The organism is Cedecea lapagei, assembly GCF_900635955.1.
Classification (GTDB): Bacteria; Pseudomonadota; Gammaproteobacteria; order Enterobacterales; family Enterobacteriaceae; genus Cedecea; species Cedecea lapagei.
This window is the reverse complement of record NZ_LR134201.1, coordinates 3,804,430-3,825,836: the sequence shown is the minus strand read 5'-3', so window position 1 is coordinate 3,825,836 and position 21,407 is coordinate 3,804,430. Positions and strand designations below refer to the sequence as shown.

General features: G+C 54.4%; 17 protein-coding genes. 9 read left to right on the top strand and 8 right to left on the bottom strand.

Going from position 1 to position 21,407, the window contains the following annotated elements:
• Window positions 1-33 precede the first annotated feature (33 nt).
• Both secA and mutT read left to right on the top strand, forming a co-directional pair.
• Window positions 34-2,739, top strand: a complete 2,706-nt coding sequence (gene secA / locus EL098_RS18615) for a preprotein translocase subunit SecA (RefSeq protein ID WP_126357545.1) — start codon at window positions 34-36, stop codon at window positions 2,737-2,739.
• Window positions 2,740-2,800: 61 nt separating this feature from the next.
• Window positions 2,801-3,190 (top strand): 8-oxo-dGTP diphosphatase MutT, encoded by a 390-nt coding sequence (gene mutT / locus EL098_RS18610; RefSeq protein WP_126357544.1) that lies wholly within the window; start codon window positions 2,801-2,803, stop codon window positions 3,188-3,190.
• On the opposite strand, the gene yacG is transcribed toward mutT, so the two are convergent.
• Genes yacG through coaE form a run of 3 tightly spaced genes read right to left on the bottom strand, consistent with a single transcriptional unit; the run spans window position 3,187 to window position 4,757 of the window.
• On the bottom strand, window positions 3,187-3,384 hold the full coding sequence (gene yacG / locus EL098_RS18605; RefSeq protein WP_126357543.1) for a DNA gyrase inhibitor YacG: 198 nt from the start codon (window positions 3,382-3,384) through the stop codon (window positions 3,187-3,189). The genes mutT and yacG overlap by 4 nt on opposite strands.
• A 9-nt stretch (window positions 3,385-3,393) precedes the next feature.
• Window positions 3,394-4,137: a cell division protein ZapD gene (zapD, locus tag EL098_RS18600; protein ID WP_126357542.1), complete on the bottom strand. Its 744-nt coding sequence runs from the start codon at window positions 4,135-4,137 to the stop codon at window positions 3,394-3,396.
• A complete protein-coding gene (gene coaE / locus EL098_RS18595; protein WP_126357541.1) occupies window positions 4,137-4,757 on the bottom strand; it encodes a dephospho-CoA kinase in 621 nt (206 codons plus the stop codon). Before coaE ends, zapD begins: the two co-directional genes overlap by 1 nt.
• A gap of 273 nt (window positions 4,758-5,030) precedes the next feature.
• Between coaE and EL098_RS18590 the strand changes: the two genes are divergently transcribed.
• A complete protein-coding gene (locus tag EL098_RS18590) occupies window positions 5,031-6,074 on the top strand; it encodes a GMP reductase (RefSeq protein ID WP_126357540.1) in 1,044 nt (347 codons plus the stop codon).
• Between the two features lie 27 nt (window positions 6,075-6,101).
• On the opposite strand, the gene hofC is transcribed toward EL098_RS18590, so the two are convergent.
• From hofC to nadC, 4 genes are all read right to left on the bottom strand, one after another.
• Window positions 6,102-7,307, bottom strand: coding sequence for a protein transport protein HofC (hofC, locus tag EL098_RS18585; protein WP_126357539.1), 1,206 nt, complete (start codon window positions 7,305-7,307; stop codon window positions 6,102-6,104).
• Complete coding sequence (gene gspE / locus EL098_RS18580) at window positions 7,300-8,679, bottom strand: type II secretion system protein GspE (protein ID WP_126357538.1); 1,380 nt, start codon at window positions 8,677-8,679, stop codon at window positions 7,300-7,302. Before gspE ends, hofC begins: the two co-directional genes overlap by 8 nt.
• The gene (gene ppdD / locus EL098_RS18575; protein WP_126357537.1) at window positions 8,676-9,131 is read right to left on the bottom strand and encodes a prepilin peptidase-dependent pilin; all 456 of its coding nucleotides are present in this window, start codon (window positions 9,129-9,131) and stop codon (window positions 8,676-8,678) included. Before ppdD ends, gspE begins: the two co-directional genes overlap by 4 nt.
• 167 nt (window positions 9,132-9,298) lie before the next feature.
• Window positions 9,299-10,189 (bottom strand): carboxylating nicotinate-nucleotide diphosphorylase, encoded by an 891-nt coding sequence (nadC, locus tag EL098_RS18570; RefSeq protein WP_126357536.1) that lies wholly within the window; start codon window positions 10,187-10,189, stop codon window positions 9,299-9,301.
• An 82-nt stretch (window positions 10,190-10,271) separates the two neighbouring features.
• Between nadC and ampD the strand changes: the two genes are divergently transcribed.
• Entirely contained in the window at window positions 10,272-10,835 is a 564-nt protein-coding gene (gene ampD, locus EL098_RS18565) for a 1,6-anhydro-N-acetylmuramyl-L-alanine amidase AmpD (protein ID WP_126357535.1), read from the top strand.
• Window positions 10,832-11,686 carry a beta-lactamase regulator AmpE gene (ampE, locus tag EL098_RS18560; RefSeq protein ID WP_126357534.1) on the top strand — a complete coding sequence of 285 codons (855 nt, stop codon included), beginning with the start codon at window positions 10,832-10,834 and terminating at the stop codon, window positions 11,684-11,686. The genes ampD and ampE overlap by 4 nt, the downstream gene beginning before the upstream one ends.
• Before the next feature lie 35 nt (window positions 11,687-11,721).
• Here ampE and aroP read toward each other — a convergent pair whose 3' ends face one another.
• The gene (aroP, locus tag EL098_RS18555) at window positions 11,722-13,089 is read right to left on the bottom strand and encodes an aromatic amino acid transporter AroP (protein WP_126358508.1); all 1,368 of its coding nucleotides are present in this window, start codon (window positions 13,087-13,089) and stop codon (window positions 11,722-11,724) included.
• 540 nt (window positions 13,090-13,629) lie between these two features.
• Between aroP and pdhR the strand changes: the two genes are divergently transcribed.
• The 4 genes from pdhR (at window position 13,630) to lpdA (ending at window position 20,687) form a co-directional block, all read left to right on the top strand.
• Window positions 13,630-14,394, top strand: coding sequence for a pyruvate dehydrogenase complex transcriptional repressor PdhR (gene pdhR / locus EL098_RS18550; RefSeq protein ID WP_126357533.1), 765 nt, complete (start codon window positions 13,630-13,632; stop codon window positions 14,392-14,394).
• 119 nt (window positions 14,395-14,513) lie between these two features.
• Entirely contained in the window at window positions 14,514-17,177 is a 2,664-nt protein-coding gene (gene aceE / locus EL098_RS18545) for a pyruvate dehydrogenase (acetyl-transferring), homodimeric type (protein WP_126357532.1), read from the top strand.
• Window positions 17,178-17,191: 14 nt separating this feature from the next.
• Window positions 17,192-19,087 carry a pyruvate dehydrogenase complex dihydrolipoyllysine-residue acetyltransferase gene (aceF, locus tag EL098_RS18540; protein ID WP_126357531.1) on the top strand — a complete coding sequence of 632 codons (1,896 nt, stop codon included), beginning with the start codon at window positions 17,192-17,194 and terminating at the stop codon, window positions 19,085-19,087.
• A gap of 175 nt (window positions 19,088-19,262) precedes the next feature.
• Window positions 19,263-20,687 carry a dihydrolipoyl dehydrogenase gene (gene lpdA, locus EL098_RS18535; RefSeq protein ID WP_126358507.1) on the top strand — a complete coding sequence of 475 codons (1,425 nt, stop codon included), beginning with the start codon at window positions 19,263-19,265 and terminating at the stop codon, window positions 20,685-20,687.
• Window positions 20,688-21,407 lie beyond the last annotated feature (720 nt).

The window sequence follows — 21,407 nt, the reverse complement described above, 5'->3', positions numbered from 1 at the left end:
ACCGCACTGACGGCAGGCGTTTGAGAATTTATTATGCTAATCAAATTATTAACAAAAGTTTTCGGTAGTCGTAACGATCGTACTCTGCGCCGCATGCGCAAAGTGGTGACCATGATTAACGGCATGGAACCACAGATGGAAAAGCTCACGGATGATGAGCTGAAGGCGAAAACCGGTGAGTTCCGTGCTCGTCTGGAAAAAGGCGAAGTGCTTGAAAACCTGATCCCTGAGGCTTTTGCCGTGGTTCGCGAAGCGAGCAAGCGCGTCTTCGGCATGCGTCACTTCGACGTGCAGCTGCTTGGCGGTATGGTGCTGAATGACCGCTGTATCGCAGAGATGCGTACCGGTGAAGGTAAAACCCTGACAGCAACGCTACCGGCTTACCTGAATGCCCTGAGCGGTAAAGGCGTTCACGTCGTTACCGTGAACGACTATCTGGCACAGCGTGACGCTGAAAACAACCGTCCACTGTTCGAGTACCTGGGCCTGAGCGTAGGGATCAACCTGCCGGGTATGCCTGCTCCGGCTAAGCGTGAAGCTTATGCTGCGGACATTACCTACGGTACCAACAACGAATACGGCTTCGACTACCTGCGTGACAACATGGCTTTCAGCCCTGAAGAGCGCGTACAGCGTAAACTTCATTATGCGCTGGTGGATGAGGTTGACTCCATTCTGATCGATGAAGCGCGTACTCCGCTGATCATCTCCGGTCCGGCTGAAGACAGCTCTGAGCTGTACAAGCGCGTAAACAAAATCATCCCACACCTGATGCGCCAGGAAAAAGAGGACTCCGACACCTTCCAGGGTGAAGGCCACTTCTCCGTGGATGAAAAGTCTCGCCAGGTTAACCTGACCGAACGCGGTCTGGTACTGATTGAAGAGCTGCTGGTGCAGGAAGGCATGATGGAAGAGGGCGAGTCCCTGTACTCTCCTGCCAATATCATGCTGATGCACCACGTGACTGCGGCTCTGCGTGCCCATGCCCTGTTTACCCGCGACGTTGACTACATCGTTAAAGATGGTGAAGTTATCATCGTTGACGAACATACCGGCCGTACCATGCAGGGACGTCGCTGGTCCGACGGCCTTCATCAGGCTGTTGAAGCCAAAGAAGGCGTTGATATTCAGAACGAAAACCAGACGCTGGCTTCCATTACCTTCCAGAACTACTTCCGTCTTTACGAGAAGCTGGCAGGGATGACCGGTACCGCGGACACCGAAGCGTTCGAATTTAGCTCCATTTACAAGCTCGACACCATTGTTGTGCCGACCAACCGTCCAATGATCCGTAAGGACATGCCGGATCTGGTCTACATGACCGAGCTGGATAAAATCGGCGCTATCATTGAAGACATTAAAGAGCGTACCGCGAATGGCCAGCCGGTGCTGGTGGGGACCATCTCCATTGAGAAATCTGAAGTGGTTTCCAATGAGCTGACGAAAGCCGGTATCAAACACAATGTTCTGAACGCCAAGTTCCACGCTAACGAAGCGGGTATCGTTGCTCAGGCGGGGTATCCTGCTGCCGTGACCATCGCAACTAACATGGCGGGTCGTGGTACGGATATCGTGCTGGGCGGTAGCTGGCAGGAAGAGATTGCCGCGCTCGACGAGCCAACGCCTGAGCAAATTGCTCAGATCAAAGCGGACTGGAAGGTTCGCCACGATGCGGTGCTCGCTTCTGGCGGTCTGCATATCATCGGTACCGAGCGTCACGAATCCCGCCGTATCGATAACCAGCTGCGTGGCCGTTCTGGTCGCCAGGGTGACGCCGGTTCTTCCCGCTTCTACCTCTCAATGGAAGATGCCCTGATGCGTATCTTCGCCTCGGATCGCGTCTCCAACATGATGCGTAAACTGGGCATGAAGCCGGGCGAAGCGATTGAGCACCCATGGGTCACCAAGGCAATTGCTAACGCACAGCGTAAAGTCGAAAGCCGTAACTTCGATATTCGTAAACAGCTGCTGGAGTACGATGACGTTGCTAACGATCAGCGTCGTGCAATCTACACCCAGCGTAATGAGCTGCTCGACGTTTCCGACGTTAGCGAAACCATCGCCAGCATTCGTGAAGACGTCTTTAAAGTGACTATCGATGCGCATATTCCCCCTCAGTCTCTGGAGGAGATGTGGGACGTGGAAGGCCTGGAAGAGCGTCTGAAAAACGACTTTGACCTCGAAATGCCGATCAAAGAGTGGCTGGATAAAGAGCCAGAGCTGCACGAAGAGACCCTGCGCGAGCGTATTCTGCAGACGGCGGTAGAGCTTTATCAGCGCAAAGAAGAAGTGGTCGGTGCCGAAATGATGCGTCACTTCGAAAAAGGCGTGATGCTGCAAACCCTGGATTCTCTGTGGAAAGAGCACCTGGCGGCGATGGACTACCTTCGTCAGGGTATTCACCTGCGTGGTTATGCGCAAAAAGATCCGAAGCAAGAATATAAGCGTGAGTCCTTCTCCATGTTCGCCGCGATGCTGGAATCACTGAAATACGAAGTGATCAGTACGCTGAGCAAGGTGCAGGTGCGTATGCCGGAAGAAGTGGAAGCGATGGAGCAGCAGCGCCGTGAAGAAGCCGAGCGTCTGGCAAGTATGCAGCAACTGAGCCACGTCGATGATGAAACTCAGGCTGCGCAGGCTCTGGCTGCAGAGACTGGCGATCGTAAAGTTGGGCGCAACGATCCTTGCCCATGCGGTTCCGGTAAGAAATACAAACAGTGCCATGGCCGTCTGAGCTAAGGTCTGACAAACATAAAAGGCGCAGCTTGCTGCGCCTTTTTTACGCATGGAGTTTGAGAATATGAAGCAACTGCAAATCGCCGTCGGGATTATTCGTAATCAACAGGGTGAAATCTTTATTACTCAGCGTGCTGCCGATGCGCACATGGCCAATAAATGGGAATTCCCCGGCGGGAAAATTGAAGCCGGGGAGTCTCCAGAGCAGGCGGTGATCCGCGAACTACAGGAAGAAACCGGCATCGTGGCGCAGAACGTCCGTCTGTTTGAAACCCTGGAATATGAGTTCCCGGACCGCCATATCTCGCTGTGGTTTTATCTGATTGAGCAGTGGGAAGGTGAGCCGTGGGGGAAAGAGGGGCAGCCAGGACGCTGGGTGGCTCAGGGCGAACTCATCGCCGACGAGTTCCCGCCGGCTAATGAGCCCGTCATCTTAAAGCTGCTGGAGGCTTAGCGCTCCTGCTCTTCGCTCCAGTCATCGCTCTCAGAAAGGTCGCCGCTGCTCGGAATGCGTTTTTCCTCTGCCGCCCACTCTCCAAGATCTATCAGCTGGCAGCGTTTGCTACAGAAAGGTCGATAAGGGCTGGTTTCGTTCCAGACAACGGGCTTACCGCAGCCCGGGCAGTTTACAACGGTGGCTTCGCTCATGCTTCTTCCTTAACAGCAGGCCAGTTCGAAATCGAGACGTTCAGGCACCAGGCCATGTTCCGAGTCCAGCGGCATAAATCGAATGGCAAAGCGGCTTTTATGGCCGGAAATTTGCGGATAAAGCTGGTCGCCAAGGCTAAGATGCAGGCGCAGCAGATCGGCATCATCGCCGTTGTCCTGGTAGAAGCCATTGAGGCTGGTCTGTTTACGGAACGGCGCGGAGTTGCGGATGATATCCAGCAGCAGATCGAGCGACTGTTTTACCGGCTCGAGGCTGTTTAGCCAGAAATCGACCTGAGCATCCCGCTGCTCCTGCGGCAGATAAAGCCAGATATGCAGAGTCGGCAAATCAAAGCTGCAGCAGCCGCCAGGGATACTGAGACGCTGACGTACCAGCGCAATCAGCCGGTCCTCGCGTAATACCTGCCCGATACGCGGCGCGGCCATTAATACGCTACCACAGCTTTCCAGCTGACTACGCAACGAGTCGATGCGCTGCATATCAACGCCCGGGACTTCTGACCAGCTCAACAGCTTCCGCTGCTGCCTGCCAAGTTCTTTAAGGATTTCAGTGCGGATTTCACCCCGTTCAAACACATCCAGTAAGTCACCGATGTTACGAAAAAAATGCAGTGCTTTAGCGCTGTCACTGACGGGAAGCGCTGACTGTAGCTGCTGAATCAAAAATTCAAGGCGCAGCCATGTGCGCATTTTCTCATTCAGCGGGTGTTCAAAAAGAACCTGAGTACTCATTATTCTGTTTCCTGTTGTGCGGCCTTTGCCGCCAGTTTCAGGTACTGGCGATGCAGGCGGTCAACATGCACGACAACGTCCTGGGGACTGCCGTCATTATTAATTACGTCATCTGCAACGGCGAGACGAGCCTCCCGGGACGCCTGAGCGGCCAGGATCTGCTGCGCGTGCTCGCGAGAGACATTGTCCCGCAGCATGGTACGCGTAATCTGAGTTTCAGGGGAGACATCCACCACTAAAACCCGGTTAGCTCTTTGTTGCAGATTATTTTCTACCAGCAGTGGAACAACCCACAGCACGTAAGGTGAGGCTGCGCGAGCAATTTCATCACGTGTTTGCTGCTGAATTAAGGGATGTAGCAGATCATTGAGCCACTGCTTTTGCTGCGGGGAGCTGAAGATCGCTTCTCGCAGCGCTCGCCGGTTTAAAGCGCCATCTTCCTGAAGGATCTTTAGACCAAAATGTTGGGAAATGAGAGCTAACGCACGTTGACCAGGTTCGACAACCTGGCGGGCAATGACATCCGCATCGATGACGGCAATACCCTGGCGGGAAAAGGCTTCGGCTACGGTGCTTTTACCACTGCCAATGCCTCCCGTAAGCGCTACCGTGTAAACCATAGATAATCGATCCTGATGCTATTATATATCAATAAGATAAAAACTATTTTCCGGGGTGTCTGAGAAAAAGCTGGCCCCGCTAAAAAACTGAAAATCCCGTCTGCGGGCGTTTTACCGTTTACCGGGTAAATTTAATCGATTGTAGCGTAAAAAAGTCGTTTTTCGCAGTCTTGCGGCGGCATTATTACTGCGTATGATAGCGTCACTGGGGTTGGCCGTTGTTTCGCCGATCGTGTTTTTGTGTTCATCGCCATTCGACCCAGGGATTTGCCAATGCGTATTGAAGAAGATTTGAAGTTAGGTTTTAAAGACGTTTTAATCCGCCCAAAACGTTCCACCCTCAAAAGCCGTTCTGACGTTGAGCTGGAACGCCAATTCACATTCAAGCATTCCGGTATTACGTGGTCTGGTGTGCCGATTATCGCGGCGAACATGGACACTGTCGGCACCTTCGCAATGGCCCAAGCGCTGGCCTCCTTCGACATTCTGACCGCGGTACATAAGCACTATTCCGTTGAAGAGTGGCGTGGCTTTGTTAACGCCATCCCGGAAGAACTGCTGCGCCATATCATGGTTTCAACCGGCACCTCAGATGCGGATTTTGCCAAAACTAAACAGATTCTGGCCCTGACGCCAGCGCTGAAATTTATCTGCATCGACGTTGCAAACGGCTATTCTGAGCACTTCACGCAGTTTGTCAGCAAAGCTCGTGAAGCCTGGCCTGACAAGGTTATCTGCGCGGGTAACGTGGTGACCGGTGAGATGTGCGAAGAGCTGATCCTGTCCGGCGCGGATATTGTGAAAGTCGGCATTGGGCCGGGCTCCGTATGTACCACGCGCGTTAAAACCGGCGTTGGTTATCCTCAGCTTTCTGCCGTGATTGAATGCGCCGACGCGGCGCACGGGCTTGGCGGCCAGATTGTGAGTGACGGTGGCTGTACGGTACCTGGCGACGTGGCCAAAGCTTTTGGCGGTGGCGCAGACTTCGTCATGCTGGGCGGTATGCTGGCGGGGCACGAAGAGAGCGGCGGCACCGTTGTTGAGCAGGACGGCGAGAAATTTATGCTGTTCTACGGCATGAGCTCAGAGTCGGCAATGACCCGTCACGTTGGCGGCGTTGCCCAGTACCGTGCCGCAGAAGGGAAAACCGTTAAGCTGCCTCTGCGCGGGCCGGTTGAAAATACCGCCCGCGATATCCTCGGCGGCCTGCGTTCAGCCTGCACCTATGTAGGGGCGTCCCGTCTAAAAGAGCTGACTAAACGCACCACCTTCATCCGCGTTGCGGAGCAGGAAAACCGCGTGTTCAATAGCCTCTGATAGCAAGATGACGCAGCGGAAGCTGCGTCATCCTCCACCCATAGCATCCCCCATCTGGAAAACGGGCAAATACATCGCTATCACCAGCGTGCCGATGATGACCCCAATCACCAGCATCATGATCGGTTCCAGCGTAGCGGCAAGGTTTTCAGCCAGTTCATTCGTTTTCTCATAGTGCCAGCGCGCTAAACGTTCCAGCATAATATCCAGCGAACCGGACTCTTCACCGATCCGAACCAGCTGCTGGCAGAGTGGGGTAAAATGTCCCGAAGACTCCAGCGCGGACCAGAAGGGGCGGCCCTCGGAAACCCGACGGCGTACTTCAGCAATCTGTTGCTGCCAAAAGGGCTGTATTAACGTTTTTTCCACCGCTTCAAGTCCCTGCAACAGGGGAACGCCGGAACGCTGTGAGAGCGTGAGCACGGTAAATATCTGACTCAGCAGCTGGCCGCGCCTTAATGGCGAAATGACCGGTATTTTTAGCAGCAGCAATTGCTCTTTTTCCCGAAGAGCAGGACTTTTGCGGCGAAACCACCAGATAAAGGCCACAAGTAGTAGCGTGGCTAAAACCCACCGAACTCCCTGGGCCGTCGCCCATTCCGAAAGGCTCATAACGGCCTGGGTGATGGCTGGCAAAGGGGCGTTAAACGATCGGTAGATATTGGCGAACTCCGGCAGCACAAACCCTACCATGCCTGCGGTAACCAGCAGCGTGACCAGAAAAATAAACAGCGGATAACGAAGGGCTTTAATGACCTTTTTGGTCAGCTGATATTGCTGTTCTTGCTGCTCGGCCAGCCGCTGGCAGCATTCGGCGAGCCTGCCGGTTAGCTCACCGGTATGCAATAAAGCAATGTACAGCGGAGGGAAAATATGGGGCCACGATGTCAGCGCTTCAGAAAAGGGTATTCCCTGCGAGACCTGCTGCTCAATATGCTGCAATAAGGCAGACCATTCGGGTTTGGGATGCTGACGCGCAATGAGCAACAGCGCGTCCGTCAAGGCGATACCGGCGTGAAGCAGCGCTGCAAGCTGCCGGATAACGGCGATCTTCTGCTGAATGTGCCAGCAGGTGCTTCCGGCGATAAAGGCTTTTTTAACACTGAGTAGCTCAAGCCGCTGTCTGCAAAGCTCTTCCTCAAGGAGAGAACGTTTACCGGCAAGCATTACGCCGCTTCTCAACTGGCCCCCGGCGTCAATAGCTTCCCAACGCCACAGCAGGAGCTTAGCCATTTGGCACCCCTAATACTCGATAAACCTCTTCCAGAGAGGTATGCCCATGTTCGACGGCGAGGCAGCCGCTTTCGAACAGGGTACGCATGCCCTGTTTTCTGGCCAGCTCTTCAATCTTAGCGGCAGGTTCATCCTCCGTGATTGCTGCCCGCAGGGCCGTGGTCAGAGGCAGAAGCTCGAATAACGCCGTACGCCCATAATATCCTCCGTAACACCTTTCGCACCCTGCCGCATGCCAGTCCGGAAGCTCATACGCCCAAAGATGGATCGGTAATTTGAGGGGCGTTTCGCTACGTTTTTTGCAGTAGGGGCAAAGCTTTCTCACCAGCCTTTGGGCCACGATGATGTTCACCGCCGAGGCGATCATCCAGCGGGGAATCGCCATCTGCTCCAGCCTGACGAGCGTTTCAACGGTAGAGTTGGTGTGCAGCGTCGACAAAACCAGGTGCCCCGTCTGGGCCGCCTTGATGGCGATTTCTGCCGTCTCTCCGTCCCTGATCTCACCGATCATAATCACGTCCGGATCCTGCCTCAGTAACGCGCGCAGGACGTTTTGAAAGGTGAGTCCTGCCCTGGGGTTTATCTGCGTTTGAGTGAGCCCTTGCTGAGGGATCTCTATCGGGTCTTCCACGCTGCAGACATTAAGGCCCGGCTGGTTAAGCGCCGCCAGAGCGCTGTAAAGCGTAATGGTCTTTCCGCTGCCGGTAGGCCCGGTGACCAGAATTAAACCCTGCGGGGCCTCGAGCGACTGCCTGAATTGCTCTGTTTCGGCTTCCGACATGCCCAGCGAATGCATGTCCATACTCTGTTTGCCCTGCTGGAGAAGCCTTAAGACAACTTTTTCGCCATAGCGGCAGGGCAGCGTCGAGACGCGAAATGAGGCTTTCACATCTTCCGTGAGGTAATCCATTTGCCCATCCTGCGGCAGTCGTTTTTCGGCGATATCCAGGTTAGCCAGAATTTTGAGCCTTGCGGTGACGGGCGCAATCATCGCCTGGGGAAGAAGCGGCTGGCACTGGAGAACGCCATCAATGCGAAGCCGAATGCGGCAGGCGTTCTCGAAGGGCTCAAAATGGATATCGGAAGCACGCTGCTGAACGGCGGAAGCGAGGGTGGTGTTTAATAGCGTAACCACAGAGCTGCCGAACTCTTGACCCGAAGGTTGCGTGGATGCCTGGGTTTGCCATTTTTCCAGTTTCTCTGCAGGCCAGAGCTCGATATCAATATGTTTGTTACTGAAAAAGTGGAGTGCCTCATACAGTTGCTCGTCAGGGGTCTCCAGAGCCGCAATCCGCAATACGTCCTGCGTCTCCTCTATCAGAGCGGCGTTGTAGTGCTGGCAGAGGGAGTGAAGCTGTTCGCTGGCGCTCATTCTTCCGCTCCTGGTGCGCTTTCGTTGAAGCGGAATACGCTTTCGCAGGCTTGTTTCAGCGGGGAAGCGCTCTCGGCATTGCAATTTCGCGTCCAGCCAGTAACGCCGCTGGCATCGCTCCACTGTGGAGTGAATATGGCCGTCAACCCGCTTAGTGAATCCTGTCCGTTCAGGGTAACAATACCGCTGGACACGTCCATGGCACGGATGTAGCGCGTTGTTTGAGTTTCTGCGATGCCGTTACTGCCCGCGTTGCAGCCGGTGATGCCGCCCCGTTCGATTGCGCAGAGCTCGACGGCGGTACGGTAGGGCAGGAAGGTTTGCAGCATATCGGTCAATGCCGCTTTGCGGAGGTAGTTTTGATACCCCGGAATGCCGATGGCGCTGAGGATCGCGATGATACCGATCACCACCATGAGCTCGATTAGCGTAAAGCCTTTTTGCTTGTTCATTTGCTGCTCCTGTTTTCAGAGAGCAACACTTTGCTGAACGAGTTACGCGATAGCGAATGGGTAAATCAGAATTTGGGAAAGGGCTTCCGCGTTAGTTTTCGCGAGGAGGTTTATCAACACGATAAATGGAAGCGGGCGCGCAAAACTGCGCCCGCGACTTCGGATCTTCAGCGGAAACGCATAGACAGGTCGAGCGCGCGCACGTGTTTCGTCAGGGCGCCAACGGAGATGTAGTCCACCCCGGTGTCAGCGAAGGTTCTCAGCGTCTCTTTAGTTACGTTGCCTGAGACTTCAAGACGCGCTTTCCCCTGAGTGAGCGCTACGGCCTCGCGCATTTGTTCGACGGTGAAGTTGTCCAGCATGATGATGTCAGCTCCGGCCTTCAGCGCCTGATCCAGTTCATCAAGCGACTCGACTTCCACTTCCACCGGCACGTCCGGGTGCATCCAGAACGCTTTTTCTACCGCCTGGCGAATGGAGCCGGAGGCGATAATGTGGTTTTCCTTAATCAGGAAAGCATCGGACAAACCCAGACGATGGTTGCTTCCGCCGCCGCAGAGCACCGCATATTTCAGCGCGGTACGCAGGCCGGGTAGCGTTTTACGGGTATCCAGCAGCTGCGTCCTGGTTCCTTCAAGCAGCGCGACGTAGCTGTGCACTTCGCTGGCAACCCCGGACAGCGTCTGTACAAAGTTCAGCGCCGTTCGCTCACCGGTTAACAGGACGCGGGCAGGGCCACTGAGCTCAAACAGCGGCTGGTTGCTGGTTACCTCTGTGCCGTCTTCCACATGCCAGGTGACCGTGACCTCTCCACCGAGCTGAATAAAGACCTCCTCTACCCAGCGTTTACCGCAAAAAATGCCGTTTTCGCGCGTGATAACCACCGCCTGTGAAGTGCTTTCCGGCGGTAATAATTGCGCGGTGATGTCGTTGTTTGGATCGATTTTACCGCCGAGATCTTCACGCAGCGCCTGCGCTACGGCCAGGGGAATATCAAGGATAATTCGCTCGAGCAGTTCTTCACGTCGGCGGTCAGGATGATAACGGCGGGGCGGCATGATAAAACTCCGGAATGAATAAGTTAGGATGTTTCATGCTACTCTGAAGCGACTTCAAGTACCACTCTAAGGAGAACCTCTAATGCAGCTTAAAGACGGCTGGCTGGTGGGGGCAAAATATCTGCCATCCCCGCATTTTGACGGCCGACCGGAAGAGGAAAATCCCTCGTTGCTGGTGGTGCACAATATCAGCTTGCCGCCGGGAGAATTTGGTGGCCCCTGGATTGACGCATTGTTTGCCGGGAAGCTCGATCCTGAAGCGCATCCTTATTTTGCCGGTATTTCACATTTGCGTGTTTCGGCTCATTGCCTGATCCGCCGTGACGGTGAAATTGTTCAGTACGTCTCCTTCGAGCAACGCGCTTGGCATGCGGGCGTTTCGAGCTATCAGGGAAGAGAAAAGTGCAACGACTTCTCCATCGGTATAGAGCTTGAGGGGACCGACACCCTGGCTTATACCGATGCGCAATATCAGCAGCTGGCAACCTTAGCTAAGTTACTGATTCAGCGCTATCCTGAGATAGCGAGAAACATGACGGGCCACAGCGACATTGCTCCCGGTCGAAAGACCGATCCTGGCCCCTCGTTTGACTGGCCGCGCTTTCTGGGAGCGGTTGAAAAGCCTATTGACAAGGAGAGCACATGACCCTGTTTACCCTGCTGTTGGTCCTGATGAGCGAGCGGCTGTTCAAGATGGGTGAACACTGGCAGCTGGATCACCGGCTTGAGCAGCTGTTTGGGCGCGTGAGGCATTTTTCACTGCTCAGAACCCTGTTGATGACGGCGGCGTTTATGGCCGTGGTTTTCCTGATTACCCGCGCTCTTCATGGGCTGCTGTTCAACGTCCCGCTGCTGCTGTTCTGGATCGCGCTCGGCGTGCTGTGCATCGGGGCCGGGCAGGTCAGGCTGCACTACCATTCCTACCTTAAAGCCGCGAGCCATGACGACCAGCATGCCCGTGAGGCAATGGCCAGCGAGCTCACGCTGATCCACGGCGTTCCGCCGGAGTGTAGCGAGCGAGAATACCTGCGCGAACTGCAAAACGCGCTGCTGTGGATTAACTTCCGTTTCTATCTTGCCCCGCTATTTTGGTTCGTGGTTGGTGGAATATGGGGGCCGGTCACGCTGGCGGGTTATGCTTTCTTACGCGCATGGCAGACCTGGCTGGCCCGGCACCATACGCCGCATGAGCGCCTGCTCTCAGGGATTGATGGCATTCTTCATCTCCTTGACTGGGTGCCTGTGCGGCTGGTGGGTGTCGCTTATGCCCTGCTGGGGCACGGTGAGCGAGCGCTGCCCGCGTGGTTTGCCTCCCTGGCCGACAGGCATACTTCTCAGTACCAGGTCCTGACGCAGCTGGCGCAGTTCTCGTTGGCAAGAGAACCGCATCAGGACAAGATGAAAACGCCGAAGGCCGCGGTATCGCTGGCGAAGAAGGTGTCTCTGGTGATTGTCGTTGTCGTTGCGCTGCTGACGATTTACGGCACGCTGATATAAAAAAGCCCCGCGTTGCGGGGCCTCTCATTGCTCTATCAGGCTTTTACGGTCTTCAGGTTTTTCTGCTTCAGGAAGTAACCCACGCCCAGAATCACAATCCATACCGGGATCAGATAGACCGAGATAGCCATGCCCGGCGTCATCAGCATGATAATCAATACGCCAACCATAAACAGCAGGCAGACCCAGTTCCCCAGTGGATAGAACAGGGCAGGGAAGCGTGTTTTCACCCCTTGCTGCTGTTTAGCGCGGCGGAATTTGATGTGTGCCAGGCTGATCATCGCCCAGTTAATGACCAGCGCGGAGACCACCAGCGCCATCAGCAGGCCAAAGGCCGACTCCGGTGCTAGGTAGTTGATCAGCACGCAAAGCGCGGTAAAACCGGCTGACACCAGAATCGTGTTCACCGGAACGCCACGCTTATCGACGTTTTTCAGCATCCTCGGCGCGTTCCCCTGCTGGGCCAGGCCGAACAGCATACGGCTGTTGCAGTAAACGCAGCTGTTGTAAACCGACAGCGCCGCGGTGAGTACCACAACGTTCAGCGCATTAGCCACCAAGGTATCGCCCAGCTCGTGGAAGATCAGCACGAACGGGCTGGTATCTGCGGTGACGCGTGTCCAGGGCAGCAGGGAGAGCAGGATCGCCAGAGAGCCCACATAGAAGATCAGAATACGGTAGATAACCTGGTTGGTCGCTTTTGGAATGCTCACTTCCGGGTTATCAGCTTCGGCTGCGGTAATCCCCACCAGCTCAAGTCCGCCAAAAGAGAACATGATGATAGCCATCATCATCACCAGCCCCGTGATGCCGTGCGGCAGGAAGCCGCCCTGATCCCAGAGGTTGCTCACGCTTGCCTGTGGGCCGCCGTTGCCGCTGAACAGCAGCCAGCCGCCGAACAGGATCATGGCGATAACGGCCACCACTTTAATAATGGCGAACCAGAACTCCATCTCACCAAAGACTTTAACGTTGGTTAAGTTGATGGCGTTGATAGCCACGAAGAAGACCGCTGCTGTGGCCCAGGTGGGGATTTCCGGCCACCAGAATTGAATGTATTTCCCGACCGCCGTCAGTTCAGCCATGGCAACCAGGACGTACAGCACCCAGTAGTTCCAGCCCGAGGCAAAGCCCGCGAAGCCGCCCCAGTATTTATAAGCGAAGTGGCTGAATGACCCGGCAACCGGCTCTTCAACCACCATTTCGCCCAGCTGGCGCATAATTAAAAAAGCGATAAAACCGGCGATGGCGTAGCCGAGAATAATTGCCGGACCTGCGGACTGGATGACGGATGCGCTGCCCAGAAACAGGCCCGTCCCGATAGCTCCACCCAGCGCGATCAGCTGAATATGGCGGTTTTTAAGGCCGCGTTTCAGCGTGTCGCCGTGCTGTTGAACTTCCATCATGTAACCTCGTAGTGGTTATTATCTGCGCTACATTGACGCGGATGTCATTGTTGTGTTCCGTAATGTGTAGTCTTTTTTTTACGGCTATCCATTATGAATTTTGCGAGTAGGGCTATCGCATTGCCAAGAATAATGTTAAGCGGTCGCCTTTGCACCTGCTTTCTGCCACGGTTCCGACGGGTTGAGTAAAAAGAGACCATTTGTAAAAAAAAGGGGAGGGAAAAGTCAGCCTGGCATCCTTCGCAGGATGCATTTTAATTGCATGGATATGCCCCTTTTTCGCCGCTGCTTTCGGTTGCGATTGAAAAATATATCGTTTCATAAACGTTAACTTACCGCTTTGGGGGTAAACGCTTGTTGACCTGCAAGTTGCGGCTTTGAAAAGCCTTTCTCTTATTGTTGTTAAAATGTGCCTGCTTTCATGATTTCAATCAAAACCAATATGGACAGAAGGTGAATACTTTGTTACTTTTAGCCTCACGAACGTGAAATTGGTCTTACCAATTGACTCCGGGCTCATGGCAGAGATAGGGAACGATGGCCTACAGCAAAATCCGCCAACCAAAATTATCCGACGTGATAGAGCAGCAGCTGGAGTTTCTCATCCTTGAGGGCACTCTACGCCCGGGCGAAAAACTTCCACCTGAACGCGAACTGGCGAAACAATTTGATGTTTCCCGCCCTTCACTGCGCGAGGCCATTCAGCGTCTCGAAGCGAAGGGATTGCTGCTTCGTCGCCAGGGCGGCGGTACTTTTGTTCAGAACAGCCTTTGGCAGAGCCTGAGTGACCCGCTGGTCGAACTGCTCTCAGACCATCCCGAATCCCAGTTTGACCTGCTGGAGACCCGCCATGCGCTTGAGGGGATTGCAGCCTATTACGCTGCGCTGCGCGGCACCGAAGAAGATCTCACGCGCATCGGCGATTGCCATATCGCTATTCAGCAGGCTCAGGAGTCCGGTGATTTAGACGCCGAGGCCGACGCCGTCATGAAGTATCAAATTGCCGTAACCGAAGCCGCGCATAATGTGGTGCTTCTGCATTTATTACGCTGCATGGAGCCGATGCTCGAACAAAACGTTCGCCAGAATTTTGAATTGCTCTACGCGCGCCGCGAGATGTTGGCGCAAGTGAGCAGCCATCGCGCCAGCATTTTTGCGGCGATTATGGCTCGTCAGCCGGAGCAGGCGCGCGAAGCGTCGCACCGTCACCTGGCGTTTATTGAGGAAATATTGCTGGATCGTAGCCGCGAGCAGAGCCGTCGTGAACGCTCTCTCCGTCTCCTTCAGCAACGAAAGGATTAAGCGCCAAACTTTAGAGCGCGGCAACTAAACGCAGAACCTGTCTTATTGTGTTTTCTGACGAAAATACAATGGGACAGGTTCCAGATAATCAACGTATTAGACAGATAAGGAATACCCCCATGTCAGAACGTTTCCCAAATGACGTGGATCCGATTGAAACTCGCGACTGGCTACAGGCGATCGAATCGGTTATCCGTGAAGAAGGTGTTGAGCGTGCACAGTATCTGATCGATCAGCTGCTGTCCGAAGCCAGCAAAGGCGGTGTTAAAGTCGCTGCTTCTGCAGGCGCTCGTGACTATGTGAACACCATTGCCGTTGAAGACGAACCGGAATATCCGGGTAATCTGGATCTGGAACGCCGTATCCGTTCTGCCATCCGCTGGAACGCCATCATGACCGTTCTGCGCGCATCCAAGAAAGACCTGGAGCTGGGCGGCCACATGGCATCCTTCCAGTCTTCTGCTACCGTTTACGAAGTGTGCTTCAACCACTTCTTCCGTGCAGCTAACGAGAAAGATGGCGGCGATCTGGTGTACTTCCAGGGCCACATCTCTCCGGGCATCTATGCGCGTGCATTCCTTGAAGGTCGCCTGACCGAAGAGCAGATGAACAACTTCCGTCAGGAAGTTCACGGTAAAGGCCTCTCTTCTTACCCGCACCCTAAACTGATGCCTGAATTCTGGCAGTTCCCGACCGTTTCTATGGGTCTGGGCCCAATCGGTGCGATCTATCAGGCTAAATTCCTGAAGTATCTGGAACACCGTGGCCTGAAAGACACCTCAGAGCAGACCGTTTACGCCTTCCTGGGCGACGGTGAGATGGATGAGCCAGAATCTAAAGGCGCGATCACCATCGCCACCCGTGAGAAGCTGGACAACCTGTGCTTCATCATCAACTGTAACCTGCAGCGTCTGGATGGTCCGGTAACCGGCAACGGCAAGATCATCAACGAACTGGAAGGCATCTTCGCCGGTGCTGGCTGGAACGTGATTAAAGTCATGTGGGGCGGTCGTTGGGATGAGCTGCTGCGTAAAGATACCAGCGGTAAACTGATCCAGCTGATGAACGAAACCGTTGACGGCGACTACCAGACCTTCAAATCCAAAGACGGTGCCTACGTTCGCGAGCACTTCTTCGGCAAATATCCTGAAACCGCAGCGCTGGTTGCAGACTGGACTGACGAGCAGATCTGGGCCCTGAACCGCGGTGGCCACGATCCGAAGAAAGTCTACGCTGCACTGAAAAAAGCGCAGGAAACCAAAGGTAAAGCGACCGTTATCCTGGCCCATACCATCAAAGGTTACGGCATGGGTGATACCGCAGAAGGTAAAAACATCGCTCACCAGGTGAAGAAAATGAACATGGACGGCGTGCGTTATATCCGCGACCGTTTCAACGTTCCAGTGACCGATGAGCAGGTAGAAAACCTGTCTTACCTCACCTTCAAAGAAGGTTCTGAAGAGCATAAGTACCTGCACGAACGTCGCCAGGCGCTGAAAGGCTACCTGCCAGCTCGTCAGCCAAACTTCTCCGAGAAACTGGAACTGCCGGCGCTGGAAGACTTCTCTCAGCTGCTGGAAGAGCAGAACAAAGAGATCTCCACCACTATCGCCTTCGTTCGTGCCCTGAACGTGATGCTGAAGAACCCGTCTATCAAAGATCGCCTGGTTCCAATCATCGCCGATGAAGCGCGTACCTTTGGTATGGAAGGTCTGTTCCGTCAGATCGGTATCTACAGCCCGAACGGCCAGCAGTACACCCCGCAGGACCGTGAGCAGGTTGCCTACTACAAAGAAGACGAGAAAGGTCAGATCCTGCAGGAAGGTATCAACGAGCTGGGCGCAGGCGCATCCTGGCTGGCTGCTGCGACCTCTTACAGCACCAACAACCTGCCGATGATCCCGTTCTACATCTACTACTCCATGTTCGGTTTCCAGCGTATCGGTGACCTGTGCTGGCAGGCTGGCGACCAGCAGGCTCGCGGCTTCCTGGTAGGTGGGACTTCCGGTCGTACGACCCTGAACGGTGAAGGTCTGCAGCACGAAGATGGCCACAGCCACATTCAGTCTCTGACTATCCCTAACTGTATCTCTTACGACCCGTCTTACGCGTACGAAGTGGCTGTCATCATGCACGACGGTCTGACCCGTATGTACGGTGAAGCGCAAGAAAACATTTACTACTACATCACCACGCTGAACGAAAACTACCACATGCCGGCTATGCCAGCAGGCGCCGAGGAAGGTATCCGTAAAGGTATCTATAAACTCGAAACCGTTGCGGGTAGCAAAGGTAAAGTTCAGCTGCTGGGCTCCGGCTCTATCCTGCGTCACGTCCGTGAAGCAGCACAGATCCTGGCAAATGACTACGGTGTAGGTTCTGACGTGTACTCTGTTACTTCCTTCACCGAACTGGCGCGTGATGGCCAGGATTGTGAGCGCTGGAACATGCTGCACCCGATGGAAACTCCGCGCGTTCCGTACATCGCTCAGGTGATGAACGACGCTCCGGCTGTGGCTTCTACTGACTATATGAAACTGTTCGCTGAGCAGGTTCGTACTTACGTTCCGGCTGATGATTATCGCGTACTGGGTACTGACGGCTTCGGTCGTTCTGACAGCCGCGAAAACCTGCGTCACCACTTCGAAGTTGATGCTTCTTACGTGGTTGTAGCAGCCCTGGGCGAACTGGCTAAACGTGGCGAAATCGATAAGAAAGTGGTTGCGGACGCAATTATCAAATTCAACATCGATGCAGAAAAAGTTAACCCGCGTCTGGCGTAAGAGGTAAAAGAATAATGGCTATCGAAATCAATGTACCGGACATCGGGGCTGATGAAGTTGAAATCACCGAGATCCTGGTCAAAGTGGGCGACAAAGTTGAAGCTGAACAGTCGCTGATCGTCGTAGAAGGCGACAAAGCCTCTATGGAAGTCCCGTCTCCAAAGGCTGGCATCGTTAAAGAGATCAAAGTCTCTGTAGGCGATAAAACCGAGACCGGCAAACTGATCATGATTTTCGATTCCGCCGACGGTGCAGCAGCTGCTGCACCTGCGCAGGAAGAGAAGAAAGCCGCTCCTGCCGCCGCTGCTCCAGCAGCTGCCGCGAGCGCGAAAGAAGTTAACGTGCCTGACATCGGCGGTGACGAAGTTGAAGTCACTGAAATCCTGGTGAAAGTGGGCGACACCGTTGCGGCCGAGCAGTCACTGATCACCGTAGAAGGCGACAAAGCCTCTATGGAAGTGCCGGCGCCGTTCGCGGGTACCGTTAAAGAGATCAAGATCAACACCGGTGACAAAGTGTCTACCGGCTCCCTGATCATGGTCTTCGAAGTGGCGGGTGCAGAAGGCGCCGCCGCGCCTGCTCAGGCTGCTGCTCCGGCTCCGGCCGCTGCACCAGCAGCTGCTGGCGGTGCGAAAGACGTTAACGTACCGGACATCGGCGGTGACGAAGTTGAAGTCACTGAAGTGATGGTGAAAGTGGGCGACAAAGTTGCCGCTGAACAGTCACTGATCACCGTTGAAGGCGACAAGGCTTCTATGGAAGTCCCTGCGCCGTTCGCGGGTACCGTTAAAGAGATCAAAATCAGCACCGGCGACAAAGTGTCTACCGGCTCTCTGATCATGGTCTTCGAAGTGGAAGGCGCTGCGCCTGCCGCAGCTCCGGCTGCCGCGGCTGCTCCAGCACCGGCAGCTGCACCGGCTCAGGCTGCTAAACCAGCTGCTGCCCCTGCTGCTAAAGCTGAAGGCAAATCTGAGTTCGCTGAAAACGACGCTTACGTCCACGCGACCCCGCTGATTCGCCGTCTGGCTCGTGAGTTCGGCGTGAACCTGGCGAAAGTGAAAGGCACCGGCCGTAAAGGTCGTATCCTGCGCGAAGACGTTCAGGCTTATGTGAAAGACGCTGTTAAGCGCGCTGAAGCAGCTCCAGCTGCGACCGGCGGCGGTCTGCCGGGCATGCTGCCATGGCCGAAAGTCGACTTCAGCAAGTTCGGCGAAATCGAAGAAGTGGAAATGGGCCGCATCCAGAAAATCTCTGGTGCTAACCTGAGCCGTAACTGGGTGATGATCCCGCACGTTACCCACTTCGACAAAACCGATATCACCGATCTGGAAGCGTTCCGTAAGCAGCAGAACGACGAAGCCGCTAAGCGCAAGCTGGACGTGAAGTTCACTCCTGTGGTGTTCATCATGAAAGCTGTCGCTGCCGCGCTTGAGCAGATGCCTCGCTTCAACAGCTCCCTGTCCGAAGATGGCCAGAAGCTGACGCTGAAAAAATACATCAACATCGGTGTTGCGGTTGATACCCCGAATGGTCTGGTTGTTCCGGTCTTCAAAGACGTGAACAAGAAGAGCATCACCGAGCTGTCCCGCGAACTGATGGCTATCTCCAAAAAAGCTCGCGACGGCAAGCTGACCGCTGGCGAAATGCAGGGCGGCTGCTTCACCATCTCCAGCCTGGGCGGTATCGGGACAACTCACTTCGCGCCGATTGTTAACGCGCCGGAAGTGGCTATCCTGGGTGTCTCCAAGTCTGCGATGGAGCCGGTCTGGAACGGTAAAGAGTTCACTCCGCGTCTGATGATGCCGATGTCTCTTTCCTTCGACCACCGCGTAATCGACGGCGCTGATGGTGCACGCTTTATCACCATCATCAACAATATGCTGTCCGATATTCGCCGCCTGGTGATGTAATTGAAAAGCCGGCCAGTCGGCCGGCTTTTTTCTGATAAGCTCATGGAGTTTGTGAGGTTATTGGCGAAAGCGACAATTCGTGAGCCGTTTGTTGTTTCAAAATTGTTAACAATTTTGTAAACTGCGGGCGGATAGAACGACCCGGTGGACGACGGGTATAAATTAAGAGGTCATGATGAGCACAGAAATCAAAACTCAGGTCGTAGTACTTGGGGCAGGCCCGGCAGGTTACTCCGCAGCATTCCGCGCCGCGGATTTAGGTCTGGAAACCGTCATCGTAGAGCGTTACAGCACCCTCGGCGGTGTTTGTCTGAACGTCGGCTGTATCCCTTCTAAAGCGCTGCTGCACGTTGCTAAAGTTATCGAAGAAGCCAAAGCGCTGGCTGAACACGGCATCGTCTTCGGCGAGCCGAAAACCGATATCGACAAAATTCGTACCTGGAAAGAGAAAGTTATCACTCAGCTGACCGGCGGTCTGGCCGGTATGGCCAAAGGCCGTAAAGTGAAAGTGGTAAACGGTCTGGGTAAATTCACCGGGGCTAACACCCTGGAAGTTGAAGGCGAAAACGGTAAAACCGTGATCAACTTCGACAACGCGATCATCGCGGCAGGCTCTCGCCCAATCGAACTGCCGTTCATTCCACATGAAGATCCACGCGTGTGGGATTCCACTGATGCGCTGGAGCTGAAAGAAGTGCCTAAGCGCCTGCTGGTGATGGGCGGCGGTATCATCGGCCTGGAAATGGGCACCGTATACCACGCGCTGGGTTCAGAGATTGACGTGGTTGAAATGTTCGACCAGGTTATCCCGGCTGCAGACAAAGATATCGTTAAGGTCTTCACCAAACGCATCAGCAAGAAATTCAACCTGATGCTGGAAACCAAAGTGACCGCCGTTGAAGCGAAAGAAGACGGCATCTACGTTTCCATGGAAGGCAAAAAAGCGCCTGCAGAAGCACAGCGTTACGACGCGGTTCTGGTAGCGATCGGCCGTGTGCCGAACGGTAAAAACCTCGACGCGGGCAAAGCTGGCGTGGAAGTGGACGACCGTGGCTTCATTCGCGTTGACAAGCAGCTGCGCACTAACGTGCCGCACATCTTTGCTATCGGCGATATCGTCGGTCAGCCTATGCTGGCACACAAAGGTGTTCACGAAGGCCACGTTGCCGCCGAAGTTATCGCCGGCATGAAGCACTACTTCGATCCGAAAGTGATCCCATCTATCGCCTACACCGAGCCAGAAGTGGCATGGGTGGGTCTGACCGAGAAAGAAGCGAAAGAGAAAGGCATCAGCTACGAAACCGCCACCTTCCCGTGGGCTGCTTCTGGCCGTGCTATCGCTTCCGACTGCGCAGATGGCGTAACCAAACTGATCTTCGACAAAGAGACTCACCGCGTGATCGGTGGTGCGATTGTCGGGACCAACGGCGGCGAGCTGCTGGGTGAAATCGGTCTGGCTATCGAAATGGGCTGTGATGCGGAAGACATAGCGCTGACCATCCACGCTCACCCGACTCTGCACGAGTCCGTGGGCCTGGCGGCAGAAGTGTTCGAAGGTAGCATCACCGACCTGCCAAACGCGAAAGCGAAGAAAAAGTAACTTTCTGCGTTTGATGAGACGGCCCTTCGGGGCCGTTTTTTTTGCCTGCAAAAAGGCCGCCCTTGCGAGCGGCCAGTAGCTTAATTGCCCAGGTTCAAAACGAACTGAACGGTAATGTCTGAAATATTCCAGCCACCCTGGCTCAGCGAAAGCAGTGAACCTAACAACAGAAGCAGCGCGTACAGCAAACGCATTTCCATTGCGAGTATACCCTTTTGGGCTACGGCGATTCCTTCTTCACCGGGAAAGGCAGAACCAGGCAAGTGTACAGGACTTACCACGTAGAGCGGTTAAGCTGCTCCCGAACCCGATGACTGGCTGCTACACCAGCGAAGCAGGCCGTCGTCGAATGTAGGATAAAAGAGCGCGCTCAGATATGGAGATTTTAAGCTTGCAGTGGCTTACATTGTCTTTTGGAGGTTGGTTCGCGAAATAAGCAATATATCTTGCAACCACAAATCCATAGGGGCATTATCGTCCTCGTACTGGACTTGCCACAAAACATCTCCTTTCATCGTGTGCTACCACTTTGTCAGGACAAACGAACCGCCGAAAGGCGGTTTTTTTGTGCCTGAAGGTCATATCAAAAAGTAATCTATTTACCCTTAACGATTCAGCAAGGTTTTAATGTTGCTTTTTTGTAAACAGATTAACACCCCCTGAAAATCCTGCTATGCTGCCCGACGCGGTACCGGGCATTTACCCTACAAACTGCTGTCT

Excerpts from the sequence above, each read along its gene's own strand:
- secA (WP_126357545.1), top strand. The coding sequence starts at position 34 with ATGCTAATCAAATTATTAACAAAAGTTTTCGGTAGTCGTAACGATCGT.
- mutT (WP_126357544.1), top strand. The coding sequence starts at position 2,801 with ATGAAGCAACTGCAAATCGCCGTCGGGATTATTCGTAATCAACAGGGT.
- yacG (WP_126357543.1), bottom strand. The coding sequence starts at position 3,384 with ATGAGCGAAGCCACCGTTGTAAACTGCCCGGGCTGCGGTAAGCCCGTT.
- zapD (WP_126357542.1), bottom strand. The coding sequence starts at position 4,137 with ATGAGTACTCAGGTTCTTTTTGAACACCCGCTGAATGAGAAAATGCGC.
- coaE (WP_126357541.1), bottom strand. The coding sequence starts at position 4,757 with ATGGTTTACACGGTAGCGCTTACGGGAGGCATTGGCAGTGGTAAAAGC.
- EL098_RS18590 (WP_126357540.1), top strand. The coding sequence starts at position 5,031 with ATGCGTATTGAAGAAGATTTGAAGTTAGGTTTTAAAGACGTTTTAATC.
- hofC (WP_126357539.1), bottom strand. The coding sequence starts at position 7,307 with ATGGCTAAGCTCCTGCTGTGGCGTTGGGAAGCTATTGACGCCGGGGGC.
- gspE (WP_126357538.1), bottom strand. The coding sequence starts at position 8,679 with ATGAGCGCCAGCGAACAGCTTCACTCCCTCTGCCAGCACTACAACGCC.
- ppdD (WP_126357537.1), bottom strand. The coding sequence starts at position 9,131 with ATGAACAAGCAAAAAGGCTTTACGCTAATCGAGCTCATGGTGGTGATC.
- nadC (WP_126357536.1), bottom strand. The coding sequence starts at position 10,189 with ATGCCGCCCCGCCGTTATCATCCTGACCGCCGACGTGAAGAACTGCTC.
- ampD (WP_126357535.1), top strand. The coding sequence starts at position 10,272 with ATGCAGCTTAAAGACGGCTGGCTGGTGGGGGCAAAATATCTGCCATCC.
- ampE (WP_126357534.1), top strand. The coding sequence starts at position 10,832 with ATGACCCTGTTTACCCTGCTGTTGGTCCTGATGAGCGAGCGGCTGTTC.
- aroP (WP_126358508.1), bottom strand. The coding sequence starts at position 13,089 with ATGGAAGTTCAACAGCACGGCGACACGCTGAAACGCGGCCTTAAAAAC.
- pdhR (WP_126357533.1), top strand. The coding sequence starts at position 13,630 with ATGGCCTACAGCAAAATCCGCCAACCAAAATTATCCGACGTGATAGAG.
- aceE (WP_126357532.1), top strand. The coding sequence starts at position 14,514 with ATGTCAGAACGTTTCCCAAATGACGTGGATCCGATTGAAACTCGCGAC.
- aceF (WP_126357531.1), top strand. The coding sequence starts at position 17,192 with ATGGCTATCGAAATCAATGTACCGGACATCGGGGCTGATGAAGTTGAA.
- lpdA (WP_126358507.1), top strand. The coding sequence starts at position 19,263 with ATGAGCACAGAAATCAAAACTCAGGTCGTAGTACTTGGGGCAGGCCCG.